Consider the following 19,059-nt stretch of genomic DNA (forward strand, 5'->3'; position numbering starts at 1 on the left):
TGCTCGCTTGTTCACTTATCGCTCACCGATTCTCGTGCCCGGGGGGTCACTCGCCAACTCCTCTTCGCTCGGTCGGACGGTCTGTGCCTGTGCCGCGAAGCCCGCGATCACGACGCCGGCGAGGGCGAGATAGGCCCGTTTGCCGGCCGCGCGCAACTGCCCCGGGTCGACGACCTCCGCGCCCTCGGGCGCCAGACCGTCCTCCCAGGGGACCCTGACGATGGCCCGGCACCTGCCCCTGGCCACCGACTCCGCCTGCTCGACGTCGGCCATCGAACGCCTGCTCACGCCGTTGACCACCATGACCGCACGCCTGCGCAGCTCCGCGCAGCCGTGCCCGTCGAGCCACTCGTACGTCATGGCCACCGCCTCCGACGCCTCCTCGCTCGCGGGCACCACCAGGACGAGCTGGTCCGCGTACGGCAGCAGCCTGGCCGCCAGCGCGGCGGCCGGGTCGATGACGGCGAGCTTGTAGTGGCGGTCCAGCAGGCGCATGGACTCGCCCAACCGATGGTCGGAGAAGAACGACCGGTCCGCCAGCCGCTGCTCGGCGCCCGCGTCGCTGTCCGCGCTGATCACCTCGAGCCCCGAGGCGGTCCTCGTGGTGTACCCACGCATGGTGAGGTACCCGCTGACGCGGTCGAGCCCGGACAGCAGCGAGGTGAGAGTCTCGGGCGTCTCCGGCTGGATCTTGCTCGTCAGGGTGCCGCCGCCGGTGTTGGCGTCGACGGCCACGACCCTGTCGTCGCGGTAGTGGGCGAAGGTGTGGCCCAGCATGAGCGCCGTCGTACTCTGACCGGCGCCGCCGGTGCAGCCCAGGACCACGATCCTGCGGCTGCCGCCGAACACGCCCCTGGCCCTGGCCTCGTCGATCTCGGACCCGTCGGTCCGGACCCCGCCTCCGCCGACGACCACCTGCGCGATCCTCCGCCACCCGCCGGAGTCCCGCCCCACCACGGACTCGACCCGCCGCACCCGGCCTTCACCTGGGCGGGGGACGGGCACAGGGGCAACGAACTCACCCCCACGCTCACGCGCCGCCGCGCCCCGGGAATCACCAGCATTCGCCGCCGCACCCCGACCGTCACCGGCACCCGCCACACTCTGGCCCTCACCGACGCTCGCCGCGCCCCGGGAGTCACCTGCACTCGCCGCCGCCACGCGCCGATCGCCGGCCGCGGGATCACGCGCGTCGGGCACACCCGCTCCCCGGTCGCCGCGCGTGCCGGGGAGGGATCCACTCCGGTCGCCGCGCGTGCCGGGCGCTGCCGGACCTCGGTCACCACGCGTGCCAGGCACGGCCGCGCCGGGCGCATCGCCCTTCGCCACAAGTCGCCGCACCGTGGACCGCTCGGGCGGTTCAGCCGCGGACCGCTCAGGGCGTTCAGCCGTGGACTGCCCGGGGCGTTCAGCCGTGGGCCGCTCGGGCCGTTCAGCCGCGGACTGCCCGGGGCGTTCAACCGTGGGCCGCTCGCGTTCATCGGCCGCACCGGGCTCCTGCGCGTCGGCACTGCCGGGCACTTCGGCGACCTCAGCGGCCGACTGCGGCGTATCGCCCTCCGGGGCCGCACCCGGCGCATCCCCGCCATCGCGCATCTCGGGGGCGTCGCCGACCGCAGCGGCCCCAGCCGTCTCCGGCGCGTCGCTCTTCCGCCCGTCGCCAGCCGTCTTCGGCGCGTCGTTCTTCGGCTTGTCGCCAACTGTCTCCGGCGTCTCGCTCTTCGGCCCGTCGCCAGCCGTCTCCGACGTGTCGCTCTTCGACCCGTCGCCAGCCGTCTCCGACGTGTCGCTCTTCGGCCCGTCGTCGACCGTCTCCGACGCGTCGCCCTTCGGCCCGTCGTCCGTCGCACCCGGCGCGTTCATGCCACCGCGCGCATCCGTGACCTCTGCCACCGGCTGCGAGAGGCCGACGTCCTGGGCGTCACCGACCGCGCCCGGCAGGTCGCCTGATGCGTCGGGCACGCCAACCGTCGTGCTCGGCGCCGTGTCCTGCTGAGGCGGGGCGGTGGGGGTGGTGTCGAGGGACTCTGTGGCGGGCCTGGTGGCGGCGGGGCGGGGCAGGGGCTTGGCGTCGGGGTTGAGCGGCGGCCAGACGCGCTGCGTGCCGGACAACACCAGCGACGGGCCGAGCCGCGGCGGCTGCCCCTTCCGGTGCTGGTCCCGCGCGACCTCGTCCTCGCGCCGTCCCCCGCCCAGTTGCCCGCGCCGTTCCTCGGGCCGTTCCCCGTCCAGGTCCTCGCGCCGTTCCCCCCGTAGCTCCCCGAGCCGTTCCTCTTCCCGATCCTGGTCCCGCCGCTCGCCCTCCGAGGGGACCGAAGATGCGGCGGGGGCGTCGGCGCTCGCCGCGAGCCGGCGCAGCCGCCGCAGCGCCTCGGTGTCGATGGGCTTGCCGGCGGCGGGCCTGTGGGTCTCGGTCTCCCTGACCGACCCGACCGCCCCGGCCGTCTCGCGGTCGGCCCGCGTGTCGTCGGGCGATCCGGAGCCGAACCTCTGTACGTCCCCATCCCTGCCCGCGGCCTCTTGACCCCGGACCTCGGCCGCGGCTTCGCGGCCCCGCGTCTCGGCAGCGGGCTCCTGGGCCCCGACGTCGGCCAGAGCGGCGGCGGCCTCTCCCCGCCCTGTGCGTTCACGGGCGGCGGCTTCTCTCGCGTCCCCGCGGTCCCAAGCCGCGGCTTCCCTCGCGTCCCCGCGATCCCAAGCCGCGACATCCCTCGCATCCCCGCGATCCCAAGCCGCCACATCCCGCGCGTCCACGGACTCCCGGGTGGGAAGCTCGGAGCTGTCGTGGTTGCCGGGTGGCAGGGCGTCCTGGCGGCGTCCAGGGCCGCCTGGAAGGGCCTCCTCGCGCCGCAACGCACCCACCCCGCCCCTCGGGGCCGAAGGCGGGGCCGTCTCGCGTACCCGGGCCTTGAGGGCGGGCGCGGTGCCGCGGCGGGTGCCCCAGCGGCCGGTGGTCGGCTCCGCCACGGGAGCCTGGGAAGCGGCGGCGGCAGCGGCTGCGACGGCCGGGCGGACCTGGCGCGGGCCGGCGATCCGCTGGCCCTCGCGCCGCCGCTGCGGCTGGCGGGCCTTGCGGGGCGCCTTCGACTTGGCCCGCGCGGGAGTGGTGCGCCAGACGCGGGCGGAGAACGTGACCGTCTCGGGCTCCGACATGGGCGCGAGGCGGTACCACGCCTTCGGCTGGCCCAGGTAGCGGAGCTGGGACTCCAGGAGCTCGGTGAGCCGCTTGCCCTCGATGACGGGGCGGGTGGACAGCCACGTCACGATCCCGGGTGGTACGAGGTACAGCACGTGCCACGGCATCTCCACCGGCACGCCCACCAGGACCAGCAGGAGCGACCACGGAACGAACACCCCGACGAAAACGCCGATCCAGACGATCGGCAGCGGCATCGGCAGCCGTAGGTCGTACAGCTTGTAGAGCCGCTTCTCGATCCGCCAGATGTTCGTATACGTGGGCAGGTCCACGCCGGTCCTCCTCTCCACCCGCTCGTACATGACCGCCGCGGAGCGGTCTCAACCCTTTACTTGATGCCCAGAGCGCCCGCGATCGCCTTCGCCGTCACCTCGATGATGTTGGGAACGTAGAAGATCACGCCGATGGCCACGGCCAGTATCAGGAACTGCACGAAACGTGTGATCTCACGGGTGAAGAGGAAGAAGAGGGCGACCACCGAGACGACGACGAGGAACAGCGGGGCGAAGAACCCGCGCAGGAAGTTGGCGAGGCCCCCGGTGTCGGGGCCGGTCGCCGGGGGTGTCGGCGTCAGTTCGATCAGGTGGAGCAGTACGGTCTTCAAGGTCACTTCTTGTCCTCCCGGGGGGTACCGATGAGCGGCGTGGCCGTGCCTCTATCCAACGACCCGGCCGGCGCCGCGAATGTCGGCGACGAACCACTTGTCGCCCTGCTTCTCGACGGTCAGCCGGTAGGCCATCTCCAGCGTGCCGCCCACGGCCGCGGGATCGGTGGCGTCGGGGGTGGCGGGCGTCTCGCTGTTCGGCACGACCCACACCACGACCGCCTGGATCTCTCGGGTGGCACCCCCCACAGGCACCACGACCTTCTTCAGCTCCCTGAACGTGAACGTGCCGCCGAAGCTCGGCAGGGTCCGGCCCGCGGCGACGTAACGCTGCAGCCCGGCCGCGTCGCCGGAGGCGTAGTCGGTGAAGAAACCCTTCAGTTGCTCTTTGAGCTCGCTCGCGGTGGCCTCGTCGGTCTCCGGCGCGGCGACCTGCGGCACGTCGGCCGGGCCCGGGGCGGGCAGCACCGCGGGGCGGCCGACCACGGCGAACCTGCCGCCCGCCTCGTCGCCCGAGTAGTAGAGCGGGACCGACAGCATCAACCTGCGCGGCCCTGACTGGAAGGCCACGCTGACCAGGGCGTTGTGGGCGTCGCTCGCCTCGATGTCGTACGGCTGGATGGCGACGGCCGCGAACTTGCCGTAGCCGTCCCAGCCCATCTGCGGGTCCATGCCCTCGGCCAGGAAAGCGCCCAGCTTACGCGACCTGCTCGCGGCGTCGTCCGGGCTGAAATTGAGATAGACCCCGGCGAACTGGGCGGCGAAAGCCATGCCCCGGTCGGCCGGAAAACCATGGTGAGCAGGCGCGACGCTATTGGGCGCCGCACTCGTTTGTTGGGTAAATCGCTCAAATGGGGCACGCACCCCATTCACCACGACAACCACGATAACTGCCCAGAGAATGACACGGCCGGTCCATACCAGCCACCGCCCGCCGCCGCCCGACCAGCCGCCGCGCCGCGGCCTGCGAGGCGGCGGCGCGTCGAAGTCAGCCGTGTCAAGGCGCGCGGAAAGCTCGGGCTCGCCAGCGATCCGAGGATCGTGCTGGACGGTAGACCTACGAGCCATCACGCCTCCGCTCGCGCCGATCCCCCCGGCTGGCGCGGTGTCGTCCGTTGCCGATCCCCATCATCCGCGGTGAAGTAGTCACCCTATCCGGTCTCCGCCATTGTTCCAGGAAAGCCACGCCCATGCTGCGGCATGACCGTCCTGACGGCAAACCGGGCCGGAGGGCAGGCCTCATTGCCGATTCCTGAGACTTCCCGGTTGAAACAGCTTTTGACCAGCCCAGATACCTAAATTGGCATAGCGCGAGAGCCACGGATTCCTGTCCTGACGGGCATGGACTCTCGCCACCTGCGGATTCGGTATGGATCGCGGAGCGGAGGCAGGGCCGTCAGGCGGGCTCCGGGTCCTGGGACGGGCGCGGCTGACGCCGGCTGTGCAGGTCCACGACCGTCGGCTGGGCCGCCCGGTCCAGGGACACCACCGTCGGCTGCACCGCCCGCTCCAGGGAGCCGCGCAGGTCCGCCAGCATCTCGGCGGCGTCCCGCTCGCGCATGCGCGTCGCCATCTCGTTGCGCTCGTCGACCTTCCTGCGGAGGTACGCCTCGCGGTTGACCCGCAGGCCGTACATGAGCTCGACCCTGATCAGGGCGAGCTCCTCCTCGAGGCTGATGCCCGCGAGAGTGGGCGCAGGACGTCGTTTGCGGATGATGCGGCGGATCATTGAGGGCCTCCCGAGTCAGCGTGAACGCCGTGACGATTCGACGCGCGGGGGCCCAAAGTGGTTGACGCCTCAGTTATCCCGGCATCAGACGTCCTACCGATTCCCGGGATCAGACGTCTGAGGGGGCATCGCCGCCGTCACCGTGGGTAACTTACCGTAACGAACGGCGGCTTTCCGTGATTTCCCGCGGGACACCCCGGCCCGGGCCGCGCTCAGACGTTGAAGCGGAACTCCACCACGTCGCCGTCGCGCATGACGTAGTCCTTGCCCTCGACGCGGGCCTTGCCCGCCGCGCGGGCGTTGGCGATGGAGCCGACCTCGACCAGGTCGTCGAAGGAGACCACCTCGGCCTTGATGAAGCCGCGCTGGAAGTCGGTGTGGATCACGCCGGCCGCCTCGGGCGCGGTGGCGCCCTTGGGGATCGTCCAGGCCCTGGTCTCCTTCGGCCCGGCCGTGAGGTACGTCTGCAGGCCGAGCGTGTCGAAGCCGACCCTGGCGAGCTGCCGCAGCCCCGACTCCTCCTGGCCGACCGACTGCAGGAGCTCCAGCGCCTCCTCCTCGTCGAGCTCGACCAGCTCCGACTCGATCTTGGCGTCCATGAAGACCGCCTCGGCGGGCGCGACCAGCGTCGCCAGTTGCTCCCGGAGCGCGGAGTCGCCCAGCTCGTCGGCGTCGAGGTTGAACACGTACAGGAACGGCTTGGCCGTCAGCAGGTGGAGGTCGCGCAGCTCCTCGCGGTCGAGGCCGCTCTCGAAGATGGTCTTGCCGGTCTCCAGCACGCTCAGCGCGGCCTCGGCGGCCTCCAGCGCGGACTTCTTGTCCTTGTTGTTGCGCGCCTCCTTCTGCAGGCGCGGGATGGCCTTCTCGACCGTCTGCAGATCGGCCATGATCAGCTCAGTGTTGATGGTCTCGATGTCACGCTTGGGCGAGATATCGCCGTCCACGTGCGTGACGTCGGGGTCGCTGAAGACGCGGACCACCTGGCAGATCGCGTCGGTGTCGCGGATGTTGGCGAGGAACTGGTTTCCCCTGCCCTGCCCCTCCGAGGCCCCCTTGACCAGGCCCGCGACGTCGACGAACTCGACCTTGGCGGGCAGGATCCGGGCCGAGTTGAAGATCTCGGCCAGCTTGGGCAGCCGGTCGTCGGGCACGCCCACGATGCCCACGTTGGGCTCGATGGTGGCGAACGGGTAGTTCGCGGCGAGCGCGTTGCCGGACTTCGTCAGCGCGTTGAAGAGCGTGGACTTGCCGACGTTGGGCAGACCGACGATACCGATAGAGAGACTCACGGAGCCCAAGTTTACGTGCTGAGCGTAACGAGCGTGTCGGGCCGGATCGGCGCGCCGGAGTCCTGCAATCATCGATCGAGTGGATGTCGTCTCGCTTCTCGTAGGTCTGGCCGCCGGGTTCGTCATCGGGTTCCTGGTGGCCAGGACACGGGCGGCGGTGCGGGTGGCCGAGGCGGAGGCGCGGGCCAAGTCGGCTGCCGACAAGCTGGTCTACGTCGAGGAGCAGCTCGCCGAGCGCTTCCAGGCCCTGTCCACGCGCGCCCTCGACGTCAACAACATCCGCTTCCTGGAGCTGGCCGAGACCAGGCTGGCGGCCAGCCGCGCCGAGGCCACGGGCGATCTGGAGCAGCGCAGGCAGGCCGTCGAGCACCTGGTGGAGCCGCTGAAGGACGCGCTCGCCCGGGTCGAGTCGCAGCTGCGCGACACCGAGTCCGGCCAGCGCGCGGCCCGCGCCGAGCTGGCCAAGCAGATGGAGTTCGTACGGCAGAGCAACGAGCAGCTGCGCTCCCAGACCACGGCGCTGGTCAGGGCCCTGCAGCGGCCCGAGGCGCGGGGCAGGTGGGGCGAGCTCCAGCTGCGCAGGGTCGCCGAGATCGCCGGCATGCAGCGCTACTGCGACTTCGACGAGCAGGTCACCGAGGGCTCCATGCGCCCCGACATGGTCGTCAGGCTCGCCGGCGGCAAGAACATCGTGGTCGACTCCAAGGTCTCGCTGGCGGCCTATCTGGAGGCCGCCGAGGCGTCCGACGAGAGCCTCGCCACGGTCCGGCTCGACGCCCACGCCCGGCACGTCCGCGAGCACATCGACCGGCTGGCGGCCAAGTCCTACTGGCAGGGGTTCAACCCGTCGCCGGAGTTCGTGGTGCTGTTCATCCCCGGCGAGGCGTTCCTGGCCCCGGCGCTGGAGCGCGATCCCGGGCTGCTGGAGTACGCGATGACGCGGCGGGTCCACATCGCCACGCCGACGACGCTGATCACGATGCTGCGCACCGCGCACTACGCCTGGCAGCAGGCCGCGCTGAGCGAGAACGCGCGGGCGGTGTTCGAGCTGGGCAAGGAGCTGTACGAACGGCTCTCGTCCCTCGGCAGGAACGTCGACTCGCTCGGCAGGGCGCTGACGCGGGCCGTGGAGGCGTACAACAAGTCGGTCGGATCGCTCGAAAGCCGCGTCCTGGTCACCGCACGCAAGCTGCACGATCTGGGCGTCGTGGACGGCGATCTCGACTCTCCTGAGATGCTCGAAGGCCTGCCCAGACCCCTGGCGTCCCCGGAACTGCTGGAAACCTCGCCTCTGCTTTCCCACTCGAACGGTAAGTTGGCCAACGGGTCGCAATAAATCGGGGGTGGGGCAGTGGGTGAGAAGAGGCGTTCCGCGGTCAGGCTGACCGCTCGCGGCGCCATCGCGCTCGCCCTGGTCTCCACCTTGGCGGGCTACGTGCTGGCGGCCGTGCTCGACATCCAGTACGTCGTGGGCGCGGCGTTCGTGCTGTCGAGCCTGCTGGGCGTGCTCCTGGTCAACCGGCGCGAGCTGCTGTCGCTGGTGGTGACGCCGCCGCTGGTGTTCTTCTGCGCCACCCTCTTCGTCGAGCTGGGCCGCGCGTTCGGCTCGGTGTCGATCGTGCAGTCGCTGGCGCTGGGGCTCTACACGTCGCTGACGCAGGGCGCGCCGTGGCTGTTCGCGGGCTCGGCCGTCGTGCTGGGCGTCGCGTGGCGGCGCGGGCTCCGCGACAACGTACGCGACCTGCGGGAGGAGCTGAAGGCGGGCGCGGAGGTGCCGCGCCCGCGCCAGCCGTTCGTGCCCGAGCCGGAGGGCTACTTCGAGCCCAAGGTCTACGGGACGCCGCGCGGGGACGACTAGGAGACCCGCAGGTCCTTGCGCAGCTCGTGGGGCAGGGCGAAGCGCATGCTCTCCTGCACCGACTCGACCTGGGTCACGTCGTCGAAGCCGTGCTGGGCCAGCCGCGCCAGCACCTCGTCGACCAGCTCCTCCGGGACGGACGCGCCGCTGGTCACGCCGACCGTGGTGACGCCCTCCAGCCACTCGTCGCGGATGAAGGTGGCGTTGTCGACGAGGTAGGAGGCCTCGGCCCCGTAGTCCTTGGCCACCTCCACCAGGCGCTTGGAGTTGGAGGAGTTTTCCGAGCCGACCACGATGACCAGCTGCGCCTCGGCGGCGATCTCCTTGACCGCGACCTGCCGGTTCTGCGTGGCGTAGCAGATGTCGTCGCTCGGCGGGTCGATCAGCGTGGGGAAGCGCTCCTTGAGCCGGGCGACCGTCTCGGTGGTCTCGTCGACCGACAGCGTGGTCTGCGACAGCCAGACCAGCTTGCTCGGGTCCTTGACCTGGACTTTGTCGACCGCGTCGAGCCCGTCCACGAGCTGGATGTGGTCGGGGGCCTCACCGGAGGTGCCCTCGACCTCCTCGTGACCCTCGTGCCCGATCAGGAGGATGTCGTAGTCCTGGCCGGCGAACCGCCTGGCCTCGTTGTGCACCTTGGTGACGAGCGGGCAGGTGGCGTCGATGGTGCGCAGGCTGCGTCGGCGCGCCTCGTCGTGCACCGCCGGGGACACCCCGTGGGCCGAGAACACCACGATCTCGCCCTCGGGCACCTCCTCGGTCTCCTCCACGAAGATGGCGCCCCTGGCCTCCAGCGTCTTGACGACGTGGGTGTTGTGGACGATCTGCTTGCGTACGTAGATCGGCGCACCGTACTGCTCCAGAGCCTTCTCGACCGCTACCACGGCTCGATCGACTCCGGCACAGTAGCCACGCGGCTTGGCTACGAGTACTCGGCGGGAAGTGGGGGTCTGCGGCTCCATACTTTCTATGCTACGTGGAGCGGCCATCAGGCCTGCGCGTGCGTGGTTGCCCGCGGTTTGCCAGACTGGCCGTCCATTACTGACCTCCCAGGGAGACGTCATGTCCCTCAGCGACGTGATACGCAACATCGCCAAGACCGTTACCAACAAGGACGAGCTGAAGGAGAAGGCCAAGGATCTTCCGCTCCTGTTCATCCAGACGACGCTCAGCGCGGCCGGGCAGGCCCTGCTGGTCGTGGACCGGGTGAAGAACTCCATCAAGGGCCTCGGCAGCAAGGAGGAAGAGGAGTCGAAGGACTCGCGCCCCTCCGCCGCCGAGCAGGTCGCCGCGGCTCCGGCCGCGGAGGAGGCCAAGCCGGCCCGCAAGGAGCCGGTGATCTTCGCGCCGCGGCCCAGCGCCGCCGAGCCCAACGGTGTCGCCAAGACCAAGCCCGACCCCGTCATCTTCGCTCCGGCGGGCAAGTCGGAGTCGGCGGCCACCGCCAACCCCGAGACCGCCGCCCCGGCCGCCGAGCCCAAGCCCGCCGCGGCGGACGAGCCCAAGCCCGTGGCCACGGAGGAGCCCGCCACGGCCCCGAAGGCCGCCGCCGAGCCCGCCGTCACGGAGAAGCCCGCCGAGCCCGAGCCCAAGGCCGCCGTGGTGGAGGAGGCCGAGCCCAAGGCCGCCGTCGTGGAGGAGCCCGTCACGGAGGAAGCCGCCAAGGTGGAGGCCGTCAAGGACGAGGCCGCCAAGGCGGAGCCCGTCGCGGAGGAGGCCGTCGCGGCCAAGCCGAAGCGCACCCGCAGGACCACCAAGAAGCCCGCCGCCACCGAGGAGCCCGCCGCGGCCCCCGAGGCGACCGTGGCCCCGGAGCCGGCGTCCGCCCCGGAGCCCGCCCGGGCCCCCGAGCCCGCCGCCGCGCCGGAGCCGGTCGCCGCCGCCCCGGTGGACCTGACCGAGCCGCTGCCCGGCTACTCCGAGCTCACCGTCGCGTCCCTGCGCGCCAGGATGCGCGGCAAGACCGCCGAGCAGATCAGCGACCTCCTCACCTTCGAGAAGGCCACGAAGTCCCGGCCCGAGGTGATCAGGATGTTCGAGAACCGCCTGGCGAAGCTGCAGGCCGGAGAGTAGGTCGTACCGACCCCGTAGTCTTCCGCCATGAGCGAGAAGACCTCACCCGAGTCTCCCCTGCCGATCCGTACGGTCCTGCAGATGGTGGGCGGTTGGATCGGCAGACTCGGCACGGTCTGGGTGGAGGGCCAGATCACCGACCTGAGCGCGCGCGGCGGCACGGTGTTCATGACCCTGCGCGACCCGGTCGCCAACGTGTCGGCCAAGGTCACCACCCCGCGCGGGGTCTACGAGGCCGCCGTGCCGAGGCCGGCCGACGGCGCCAGGGTCGTGATGCAGGTCAAGCCGGACTTCTGGGTCAACAGGGGCTCGTTCGCCTTCACCGCGCTGGAGATCCGTCCGGTCGGCGTGGGCGAGCTGCTGGCCCGGCTGGAGCGGCTCAGGCAGCTGCTGGCCACCGAGGGGCTGTTCAACGCCGACAGGAAGCGGCGGCTGCCGTTCCTGCCCGGCACGATCGGGCTCATCTGCGGCCGCGACTCGGCGGCCGAGCGCGACGTGCTGGAAAACTCCCGCAGGCGCTGGCCGGCCGTGCGGTTCAAGGTCGAGGAGGTGGCCGTCCAGGGGCCCTACGCGGTGGGCGAGGTGACCGAGGCGCTGCGCAAGCTCGACGCCGACTCCTCGGTCGACGTGATCGTCATCGCCCGCGGCGGCGGCTCGCTGGAGGACCTCCTGCCGTTCTCCGACGAGACGCTCGTACGCTCGGTGGCCGCCTGCCGCACCCCCGTGGTGAGCGCGATCGGCCATGAGCAGGACAGCCCGCTGCTCGACCTGGTGGCCGACGTGCGCGCGTCCACCCCGACCGACGCGGCCAAGAAGGTCGTGCCCGACGTCGGGGAGCAGCTCTCGCTGGTGCGCCAGCTCCGCGACCGGGGCCGCAGGGTGGTGAGCGGCTGGCTCGACCGCGAGATGTCCTGGCTGACGTCGGTGCGCTCGCGCCCCTCGCTGGCCGACCCGGTGCGCGAGCTGGAGCGCCGGGCCGAGCAGGTCGAGTCGCTGCGCGACCGGACCAGGCGCTCGCTGGCCGGCTCGCTCGACCGGGCCTCGGACGATCTCACCCACCTGCGGGCCCGCCTGGTCTCGCTGTCCCCCGCGGCCACGCTGGAGCGCGGGTACGCCATCGTCCAGCACCCGTCGGGCGAGGTCGTACGCCTGGCCAAGGACGTCTCCCCCGGCTCGCTGCTGACGATCCGCCTGAGCGACGACCGCCTGACCGTACGCGCGGAGGACCCGGGCGAATCCGGGGACACGTGAGCGATCCGGGGCGTCGCGATGGTCGAGGAGCCGCACGGCCGCGTCCAGGGAGCGAGCCGTCCCGCCCTGGACGGCGCCGACGCGGTGCTCCTCACCCCGAACACAGCGATCATGTGGACGTGCTGCGGCTGCTCGGGGCCCGGGTTCCGGTGTTCGCTCCGGAGGGGGCGGAGCTGGACGGGCTGGCGTACACGCCGGTGAGCGCGGGCGACGAGTTCTCGGCGGCGGGCTTCCGGGTGCGGGCGACCGGCCACGGCTACCGCTGGCCGGCCCCCCGCGAGACCGCTTGACCCCTCCAGAGGCCGTCAGAAGGGCGCGTCGTCGGAGTTGCCCGCCGAGGGCTCGGAGCGGCGCGCCATGGCGGCGGCGAGCTTGACCCTGGCCCCCTGGAGCCACTCCTCGCAGACCGCCGCCAGCTTCTCGCCGCGCTCCCACAGCTCGATGGACTGCTCCAGGGTGAGCCCGCCGGTCTCCAGGCGGCGCACCACCTCGGTCAGCTCCTCGCGGGCCTGCTCGTATGAGGGCGCCTTCTCGTCTCCTGCCACGACCACCACCCTAGAGGGGGCGGCCGACATCGCAGAACAGGCGGCCCCGTCAGCCCTTGGGGCGCTGCTGCAGGACGGAGGCGAGTTCGGCGAGCTCCGGCCAGTCGGCGGTGCCGGTGATCACGAGCGTCACCTCCGGCAGCATACGGACGAGCGAGCGCTGCTTCTTGTCCTCGCGGAAGCGCCGCTCCCACTGGACCTCGCCCACCTGCTGGGTGCCGACGGCCTTGTCGGAGTTGGCCATGCGGCTGGCGAACCCGGCCGCCGGCTGCTCGTTGCTCTGCGTGAACATCGCGTGCTCGCGCTTGGCGGTGGCGTAGCCGAGGAAGAGGACCTGGGCGCCGTTCTCGCCCTTGGCGATCTTGTTGCTGTTGGGGACCCAGCCCGCCGGGTCCTTGCTCGGCGCCCAGACGCCGTACGGCACCGCGTGGCCGAAGTTGGCGACGGTGATCGAGTAGTCGAGCCGCGGGATGTGCTGCTCCCGGCTCTGCGGGGCGATCAGCAGGAACAGCCCGGCCGCCGCGAGGCAGACGAACAGGGCTACCGCGTAACCGTAGAAACCTTGGGTGAACCGTCGCACACTTGGCGAGGTTACCCGCTGGAGGAGGCGGTCGCCGAAGTGGCCGGGCGGATCTGGCCGATGATCGCCAGCACCTCCTCGGCCAGGGCGCGATCGCCCGTGCGGACGACCTCGGACACGGCCGCGGCCAGCGCGCCCGTGACGACCACGACCAGCGCGCCCTCGTCCTCGAACAGCGCCGCGTTGAGCTGCGCCCACTTGCGCAGCCGGTCGCGCATGACCACGTCGAAGCCGGGCGGACCGTCGCCGCGCAGGAACAGGTCGGCCAGCTCGCGCTCCTCCAGGCACCCGTCGAGGTAGGCGCGGGCGGCGCTGATGAACACGCGCATCGGGTCGCTCTCGCCGGCGGCGCGGGCCGTGCGGGCGGCCTGCTTCGTCCGCTGCGTCTGCCGGGCCTGGAACTCCTCGAACAGCGTCAGGTAGAGGTCGGCCTTGCCGGAGAAGTGGTGGTAGAGGCTGCCCACGCTGGCGTCGGCCCTGGCCACCACGTCGGTCACGCCCGCCTCGGCGAACCCGTTGGAGACGAAGACCTCCCTCGCGGCGGCGAGCAGCGAGCTGCGGGTGGCGGCGCCGCGCTCGGACGTCCGCGGCTGGGCGGCCACGTTTTCCACTTCGCTCATGCGATCTCCTCCAGGCTCCATGGTGGAGGCAAGATCTTTGGCGCGCACACCGTATGCCGCAAAATCCGTTCTCCGTGATGGCAGGGCAACCGTGTCGAAGCTTACCGATGTCACCCCCGACCCGTCCCTGCTGCGAGGAAGCGGTCATCTCGGGCAGGAGAAGGGCAGATTATCCGCCTCTGGGCGGGAAGAAGGGGGCAACTACGATCGACGTAGATTCCCCTTAGGAGGCTGCCCATCATGTCCGATCAGACTTCCGTACCGCCCGCGCTCGCCACGGGCGAGCACGCCCCCGATCGCAACCTGGCGTTGGAGTTGGTGCGCGTCACGGAGGCGGCCGCGATGGCGGCGGCCCGGTGGGTCGGCCGGGGCGACAAGAACGGCGCCGACGGCGCGGCGGTGAACGCCATGCGCCAGCTGATCAACACGGTGTCGATGAACGGCGTGGTGGTCATCGGCGAGGGCGAGAAGGACCACGCCCCGATGCTGTTCAACGGTGAGCAGGTGGGCGACGGCAGCGGCCCCGACTGCGACGTGGCCGTGGATCCCATTGACGGCACCCGGCTGACGGCGTTGGGCATGCCCGACGCGGTGTCGGTGATCGCGGTGAGCGAGCGGGGCTCGATGTACGACCCGTCGGCCGTGTTCTACATGGAGAAGCTGGTCACGGGCCCCGAGGCGGCCGACGTGGTCGACATCGAGGCCCCCGTTTCCGCCAACATCAACGCGGTCGCCAGGGCCAAGCACTGCTCGCCCTCCGACGTGACCGTGGTCGTGCTGGACCGGCCCAGGCACGAGGGGCTGGTCAAGGAGATCAGGGAGGCGGGCGCGCGGATCAAGTTCATCACGGACGGCGACGTGGCCGGCGCGATCATGGCGGCCCGCGGCGGCACCGGCATCGACCTGCTGCTGGGCATCGGCGGCACGCCCGAGGGCATCGTGGCCGCGTGCGCGCTCAAGTGCCTGGGCGGCGTGATCCAGGGCAAGCTCTGGCCGCGCGACGACGCCGAGCGTTCCAAGGCCGTGAACGCCGGGCACGACCTCAGCCAGGTGCTCACGACGAACGACCTGGTCAAGTCCGACGACGTGTTCTTCGCGGCGACCGGCATCACGCACGGCGAGCTCATGCAGGGCGTACGGTTCCGCGCCGGCTCGGCGGTGACGGAGTCGCTGGTGATGCGCGGCCGGTCGGGGACCATCCGCAAGATCGAGAGCGAGCACCAGCTCTGGAAGCTGCGCGCCTACAGCGCGATCAACTTCGACACGGCCGGCTGAGGGCTCAGCGGCGGCGCTTGCGGCGGGGTGGCTCCTTGACCTTCACGTCGCCCGCGAAGTTCGTGGTGCGCACCTCGACGACGGGGGCGCCGGGCTCGGTCGGCTGCTTGGTCAGCCGTACGGACTTGCCCTTGGCGACCCTGATCACCTCGAGCCCCTCCGGCACGTGGATCTCCAGCCCGCCGAAGACCAGGGTGGCGTTGATGATGATCTGCCGGTTCTGCAGGATCGCGTCGCGGAAGTCCAGCTTGGTGGTGCCGAACATGGCCGTCACCTCCAGCTCGGCGGGCACGACCCAGCGCCCGCCGCGCTGCTCCTGCTTGAAGATGGCCGACACGGGGCGGCCGTCCAGGTTGAGCGGCTGCTGGTCGGCGGGCAGCAGGTCGGTGGTGAGCGCGGCCAGCTCGCCCAGCGTGCGCGCGGAGTAGAGCACGCCGAGCCGTTCCTCGAGCTCGTCGAGGGTGATCCGGCCGTCGGCGTGCGCGTCCTGCAGCACCTGGGCGATGCGTTCGCGATCGGCGTCGGACGCGCGGAGCTCGTGGGGCGGCGGCACGTCGCTCGCCGCGTGCGGCCGCCGGGCCGACACCCACTCCTCGGCCAGCCGCTCTCCGACTTCCTGCAGTTTCGGCAGCCACGATTGCGCGCGTTCGTTCACACATCCGACGATAACCGGCGCCCGCGAGAATCGCTCGTGCCAAATCAGCAGGTGCGCTCCGTAAGTCGCGGGAATCAGTTGATGCGCGCCAGAAGTCCGGCGATTTCCTCGGCCAGTTCCTGATTCACTTCGGCGTGGCGGTTGAGCAGCCGGTACCACATCGCGCCGAAGACGAGATCGACGGCCAGCTCCAGCTCCACGTCATCCGGCACGGCGCCGCGCGCCAGGACCGCGCGCAGGGCGGCGCGGCGCGGATTTATGATCTTCGCCCGCAGCTCGGCGGCCAGTTCGGCGTCGGACTGGGCGTCGGCCATCAGCCCCACGACGACCTGCCCCGCGACCCCGCGCGCCAGCGTGAACGTCTGCTCCAGGAACGTCACCAGATCGGCCCGCGCGTCGCCGGTGTCCGGCAGCTCCGGCACCTCCTCGGCCAGGACGTCGGTCAGGGCCTCCAGCAGGACCTGCGCCTTGGTCTGCCACCAGCGGTAGACGGTCTGCCGGCCACTGCCCGCCACCTGGGCGATGCCCTTCATGGTCACGTTCTGGTACCCGTCGCGGGCGCACAGGTCGAGCGCCGCCCGGAGGATCGCCTTCCTGGCCACTTCGCTGCGTGGTCTGCCAACCATGGCGCCCACTTTACAAGACACCATGCCTCGTTTATATTCGAGGCAAGATGTCTCGTAATGAGAGGACGACGAAGATGCGAGTAGTGATCGTCGGCGGCACGTCCGGCATCGGCCTGGCGGCGGCGGCCCGGCTGGCCGCGGGCGGCGCCGAGGTGGTCGTCACGGGCCGCTCGGAGGAGCGGCTGCGTTCGGCGTTGAAGCAGCTCGGCGACCAGGCGCGGGGCCCAGTGAGTGGGCAGGTCGTGGACGCGCGCGACACCGGGGCGATGCGGGCGTTCTTCGAGGGGCTGGGCACCGTCGACCACCTGGTCGTCACCGTGACGGGCCGCGGCGGCGCGGGCCCGCTGAGCTCGCTGACCGCCGAGGGGCTGACCGAAGCGTGGCGGAACAAGCTGGTCGCGCACCTGCTGACCGCGCAGGCCGCGCTGGGCGTGCTGAACCCGGAGGGCTCGATCACCTTCGTGACCGCGGCGTCGGCGGGCGCGGCCCTGCCCGGCGTCGCCACGCTGGCGGCGGTGAACGGGGCGATCGAGGCCGCGGTGCCCGGCCTGGCCGTCGAGCTGGCCCCCATCAGGGTGAACGCCGTCTCCCCCGGCGTGATCGACACCGACTGGTGGTCGGAGATCGGCGACGAGGCGCGGGCCGCGTTCATGGAGGGCGCCGCCGAGAGCCTGCCGGTCCGGCGCGTGGGCCGGCCCGAGGACGTGGCGGCCACGATCGAGTACGTGGTGCGCAACGCGTACACGACCGGCATCGTGCTGACCGTGGACGGAGGAGGGCGGCTCAAGGCCTGAGGAATCCCAAGCCCTTCCACGCCGTTGATCCCGGCAAAAGGGAGGTGTGCGCGTGCATCAACCGGCGCGGTGGGGTCTCGGTGTGGCGGGCGCGGGCATAGCGGTGATCCTGGCCCTGGAAGTGACCAGCCTCGACGAGCTGAACCCGATCAGGCGGACCATCAGCGAGCACGGCCTGGGCCCCGACGGCTGGATCTTCGGGCTGGCGGTGGGGCTGCTCGCGGCCGGGTCGGCGGCCATCGGGGTGTCGCTGGCCCGCCAGCGGCTGGCGGGGGTCTTCGGCACCATCGCGCTCATGGGGTGGAGCGTGGGGCTGTTCATGACGGCGTGGTTCGAGAAGCACGACTGGTCGGTCGGCCCGAGCCTGAGCGGGAGCATCCACCGGGTGGGCAGCTTCATCGCCTTCCTCAGCCTGCCGCTGGCTGCGGTGATCATCGCCAGGCCCTGGCGGCACCGCGAGCGGTCGCGGGCCACGCTGGTGGCCTTCGGGCTCGGAATCTGCTCGGTGCTGTGGGTGGCGGGCATCGCCGCGGTCATGTTCATCGGGGCGCGCAACGGGCTGCCGTGGTGGCGCGTCATGCCGCTCGGCCTGGTGGAGCGCGGGATGGCCGTCACGGAGGTGGCCGCCCTGCTCGCGCTCGGCGTCTGGGCCGCCGCCAAGCGGCTGGACACGACGGAGCAAACCGGACGGCTGGTCGACGCCGGGGCCGGTGGGCTGGCGGAACGGAGCGGCGGGCCGCTAACCTGACCCAGCCTCACGTTTGACTCCCCCCATCAGGAGGCCGTCGTGCCGTCCTCGCGTGATCGTCAGGCCCGCATCGCCACGTACGCCGTCTATGCCGTACAGGGCCTGTCCTTCGCCTCGCTCCTCGTCCAGGTCGCCAGCCTGCAGACCAAGCACGGCCTCGACGAGGGCGCGCTGACGCTCCTGCTGCTGATCGTGCCCGTGTTCGCGGGGGTCGGCAGCGTGGCGGCGGGCACGTTCGCCGCCCGGTTCGGCAGCAGGCTGCTGCTGCGCGTCGCCCAGCCCACGGTCGCGCTCGCCGTCGTGCTCGTCGGGCTCGCGCCCAGCGTGCCGCTGCTGGTGCCGGTGCTCCTGGTGTTCGGCGTGGCGTTGGGCGCGGTGGACGCGGGCATGAACATGCAGGGCGTGGCGGTCGAGCGCAGATATGGCGTGCAGGTCCTGAACGGCTTCCACTGCCTGTGGAGCGTGTTCAGCATGCTCGCGGCGGGATGGGCGTCGGTGGCCGCCGACCTGCCGCTACCGGTGATCATGTCGGTCCCGATGGTGTTCGCGCTGGCGGGCTCGCTGGTGTTCGGAGGCGGTCTGTGCACGCCGGAGGAGGAGAAGGTCGAGGACGCCCCCGCCGTCGCCGCCGCGGGCCGCTTCCCCTGGCGGCCGATCATCCCGCTCTGCCTGGCCATGGGGTTCCTGTACATCGGCGACTCCGCCGTGTCGAGCTTCAACACCCTGTTCATGAAGAACGTGCTCTCGGCGGGCCCGCAGGTGATCCCGCTGGCCTACGCCGCCTACCAGGCGACCACGCTGGCCGTCCGGCTCGGCGGCGACCTCGCGGTCCGGCGGTACGGGCCCGCGGCCATCGTCAGGATCGGCGGCCTGATCGCCACCCTGGGGTTCCTCGGCGTCGTCGTGGCCCCGAACCAGCCGCTGGCCATCGTCGCGTTCGGCCTGACCGGGGTGGGGCTGTCGGTGGTGGCGCCGCAGTCGTTCTCGGCGGCGGGCAAGCTCGACCCGGCCGGGACCGGGGTGGCCATCGCCCGGGTGAACCTCTTCAACTACATCGGCTTCGTCGTGGGCACGGCCCTGGTGGGCGGCATCGCGGACGCGGCGGGCCTGCGGTGGGCGTTCGCCGCGCCGCTCGTGCTGGCCGCCGTCATCATCGCGCTCGCCCCGGGCTTCGAGCCCAGGCGCCAGGCTCCCAACCCGTCGGCCGCCTGAGGCC

Annotated in this window: 20 protein-coding genes; 9 read left to right on the forward strand and 11 right to left on the reverse strand. The window is 71.5% G+C overall.

Annotated features, from left to right (window positions below):
• Window positions 1-15 precede the first annotated feature (15 nt).
• The 5 genes from HD596_RS07275 to ychF all read right to left on the reverse strand — a co-directional run bounded on the left by HD596_RS07275 (window position 16) and on the right by ychF (window position 6,818).
• A complete protein-coding gene (locus HD596_RS07275; protein WP_185068534.1) occupies window positions 16-3,468 on the reverse strand; it encodes a TcpE family conjugal transfer membrane protein in 3,453 nt (1,150 codons plus the stop codon).
• A 56-nt stretch (window positions 3,469-3,524) separates the two neighbouring features.
• Window positions 3,525-3,806 carry a hypothetical protein gene (locus tag HD596_RS07280; RefSeq protein WP_185068535.1) on the reverse strand — a complete coding sequence of 94 codons (282 nt, stop codon included), beginning with the start codon at window positions 3,804-3,806 and terminating at the stop codon, window positions 3,525-3,527.
• A gap of 45 nt (window positions 3,807-3,851) precedes the next feature.
• Window positions 3,852-4,571 (reverse strand): conjugal transfer protein, encoded by a 720-nt coding sequence (locus tag HD596_RS07285; protein WP_246554195.1) that lies wholly within the window; start codon window positions 4,569-4,571, stop codon window positions 3,852-3,854.
• Between the two features lie 625 nt (window positions 4,572-5,196).
• The gene (locus HD596_RS07290; RefSeq protein WP_185068537.1) at window positions 5,197-5,529 is read right to left on the reverse strand and encodes a hypothetical protein; all 333 of its coding nucleotides are present in this window, start codon (window positions 5,527-5,529) and stop codon (window positions 5,197-5,199) included.
• Between the two features lie 212 nt (window positions 5,530-5,741).
• Entirely contained in the window at window positions 5,742-6,818 is a 1,077-nt protein-coding gene (ychF, locus tag HD596_RS07295; protein WP_185068538.1) for a redox-regulated ATPase YchF, read from the reverse strand.
• A 79-nt stretch (window positions 6,819-6,897) separates the two neighbouring features.
• Between ychF and HD596_RS07300 the strand changes: the two genes are divergently transcribed.
• Together HD596_RS07300 and HD596_RS07305 are read left to right on the forward strand one after the other, a co-directional pair.
• Complete coding sequence (locus HD596_RS07300; RefSeq protein WP_185068539.1) at window positions 6,898-8,154, forward strand: DNA recombination protein RmuC; 1,257 nt, start codon at window positions 6,898-6,900, stop codon at window positions 8,152-8,154.
• A 15-nt stretch (window positions 8,155-8,169) separates the two neighbouring features.
• Entirely contained in the window at window positions 8,170-8,676 is a 507-nt protein-coding gene (locus HD596_RS07305) for a DUF6542 domain-containing protein (RefSeq protein ID WP_185068540.1), read from the forward strand.
• Here the strand turns inward: HD596_RS07305 and HD596_RS07310 are convergent.
• Entirely contained in the window at window positions 8,673-9,638 is a 966-nt protein-coding gene (locus tag HD596_RS07310; RefSeq protein ID WP_185068541.1) for a 4-hydroxy-3-methylbut-2-enyl diphosphate reductase, read from the reverse strand. The two genes, HD596_RS07305 and HD596_RS07310, sit on opposite strands and share 4 nt — an antisense overlap.
• A gap of 100 nt (window positions 9,639-9,738) precedes the next feature.
• Here HD596_RS07310 and HD596_RS07315 point away from each other — a divergent pair, with 100 nt between their 5' ends.
• The 3 genes from HD596_RS07315 to HD596_RS07325 all read left to right on the forward strand — a co-directional run bounded on the left by HD596_RS07315 (window position 9,739) and on the right by HD596_RS07325 (window position 12,290).
• On the forward strand, window positions 9,739-10,749 hold the full coding sequence (locus HD596_RS07315) for a hypothetical protein (protein ID WP_185068542.1): 1,011 nt from the start codon (window positions 9,739-9,741) through the stop codon (window positions 10,747-10,749).
• Between the two features lie 27 nt (window positions 10,750-10,776).
• Complete coding sequence (xseA, locus tag HD596_RS07320) at window positions 10,777-12,000, forward strand: exodeoxyribonuclease VII large subunit (protein WP_185068543.1); 1,224 nt, start codon at window positions 10,777-10,779, stop codon at window positions 11,998-12,000.
• A gap of 119 nt (window positions 12,001-12,119) precedes the next feature.
• The gene (locus HD596_RS07325; protein WP_185068544.1) at window positions 12,120-12,290 is read left to right on the forward strand and encodes a hypothetical protein; all 171 of its coding nucleotides are present in this window, start codon (window positions 12,120-12,122) and stop codon (window positions 12,288-12,290) included.
• Window positions 12,291-12,305: 15 nt separating this feature from the next.
• On the opposite strand, the gene HD596_RS07330 is transcribed toward HD596_RS07325, so the two are convergent.
• From HD596_RS07330 to HD596_RS07340, 3 genes are read right to left on the reverse strand one after another with little or no spacing between them, the layout of a single operon-like run.
• Window positions 12,306-12,575 (reverse strand): exodeoxyribonuclease VII small subunit, encoded by a 270-nt coding sequence (locus tag HD596_RS07330; RefSeq protein WP_185068545.1) that lies wholly within the window; start codon window positions 12,573-12,575, stop codon window positions 12,306-12,308.
• Between the two features lie 19 nt (window positions 12,576-12,594).
• Window positions 12,595-13,125 carry a DUF4245 domain-containing protein gene (locus tag HD596_RS07335; RefSeq protein WP_185068546.1) on the reverse strand — a complete coding sequence of 177 codons (531 nt, stop codon included), beginning with the start codon at window positions 13,123-13,125 and terminating at the stop codon, window positions 12,595-12,597.
• A gap of 11 nt (window positions 13,126-13,136) precedes the next feature.
• On the reverse strand, window positions 13,137-13,745 hold the full coding sequence (locus tag HD596_RS07340) for a TetR/AcrR family transcriptional regulator (RefSeq protein WP_185068547.1): 609 nt from the start codon (window positions 13,743-13,745) through the stop codon (window positions 13,137-13,139).
• 240 nt (window positions 13,746-13,985) lie between these two features.
• On the opposite strand from HD596_RS07340, the gene glpX reads away from it, so the two are divergent.
• A complete protein-coding gene (glpX, locus tag HD596_RS07345) occupies window positions 13,986-15,020 on the forward strand; it encodes a class II fructose-bisphosphatase (RefSeq protein ID WP_185068548.1) in 1,035 nt (344 codons plus the stop codon).
• Window positions 15,021-15,024: 4 nt separating this feature from the next.
• On the opposite strand, the gene HD596_RS07350 is transcribed toward glpX, so the two are convergent.
• Entirely contained in the window at window positions 15,025-15,675 is a 651-nt protein-coding gene (locus tag HD596_RS07350) for a DUF1707 SHOCT-like domain-containing protein (RefSeq protein ID WP_185068549.1), read from the reverse strand.
• Window positions 15,676-15,749: 74 nt separating this feature from the next.
• A complete protein-coding gene (locus HD596_RS07355; RefSeq protein ID WP_185068550.1) occupies window positions 15,750-16,301 on the reverse strand; it encodes a TetR/AcrR family transcriptional regulator in 552 nt (183 codons plus the stop codon).
• 74 nt (window positions 16,302-16,375) lie between these two features.
• Here HD596_RS07355 and HD596_RS07360 point away from each other — a divergent pair, with 74 nt between their 5' ends.
• The 3 genes from HD596_RS07360 to HD596_RS07370 are packed head-to-tail and all read left to right on the forward strand — an operon-like array spanning window position 16,376 to window position 19,055.
• Window positions 16,376-17,095, forward strand: a complete 720-nt coding sequence (locus HD596_RS07360; RefSeq protein ID WP_185068551.1) for an SDR family oxidoreductase — start codon at window positions 16,376-16,378, stop codon at window positions 17,093-17,095.
• A gap of 52 nt (window positions 17,096-17,147) precedes the next feature.
• Window positions 17,148-17,843: a DUF998 domain-containing protein gene (locus HD596_RS07365; protein ID WP_185068552.1), complete on the forward strand. Its 696-nt coding sequence runs from the start codon at window positions 17,148-17,150 to the stop codon at window positions 17,841-17,843.
• Window positions 17,844-17,882: 39 nt separating this feature from the next.
• A complete protein-coding gene (locus HD596_RS07370) occupies window positions 17,883-19,055 on the forward strand; it encodes an MFS transporter (protein ID WP_185068553.1) in 1,173 nt (390 codons plus the stop codon).
• Window positions 19,056-19,059 lie beyond the last annotated feature (4 nt).

Source organism: Nonomuraea jabiensis (assembly GCF_014204795.1).
Taxonomy (GTDB): Bacteria; Actinomycetota; Actinomycetes; order Streptosporangiales; family Streptosporangiaceae; genus Nonomuraea; species Nonomuraea jabiensis.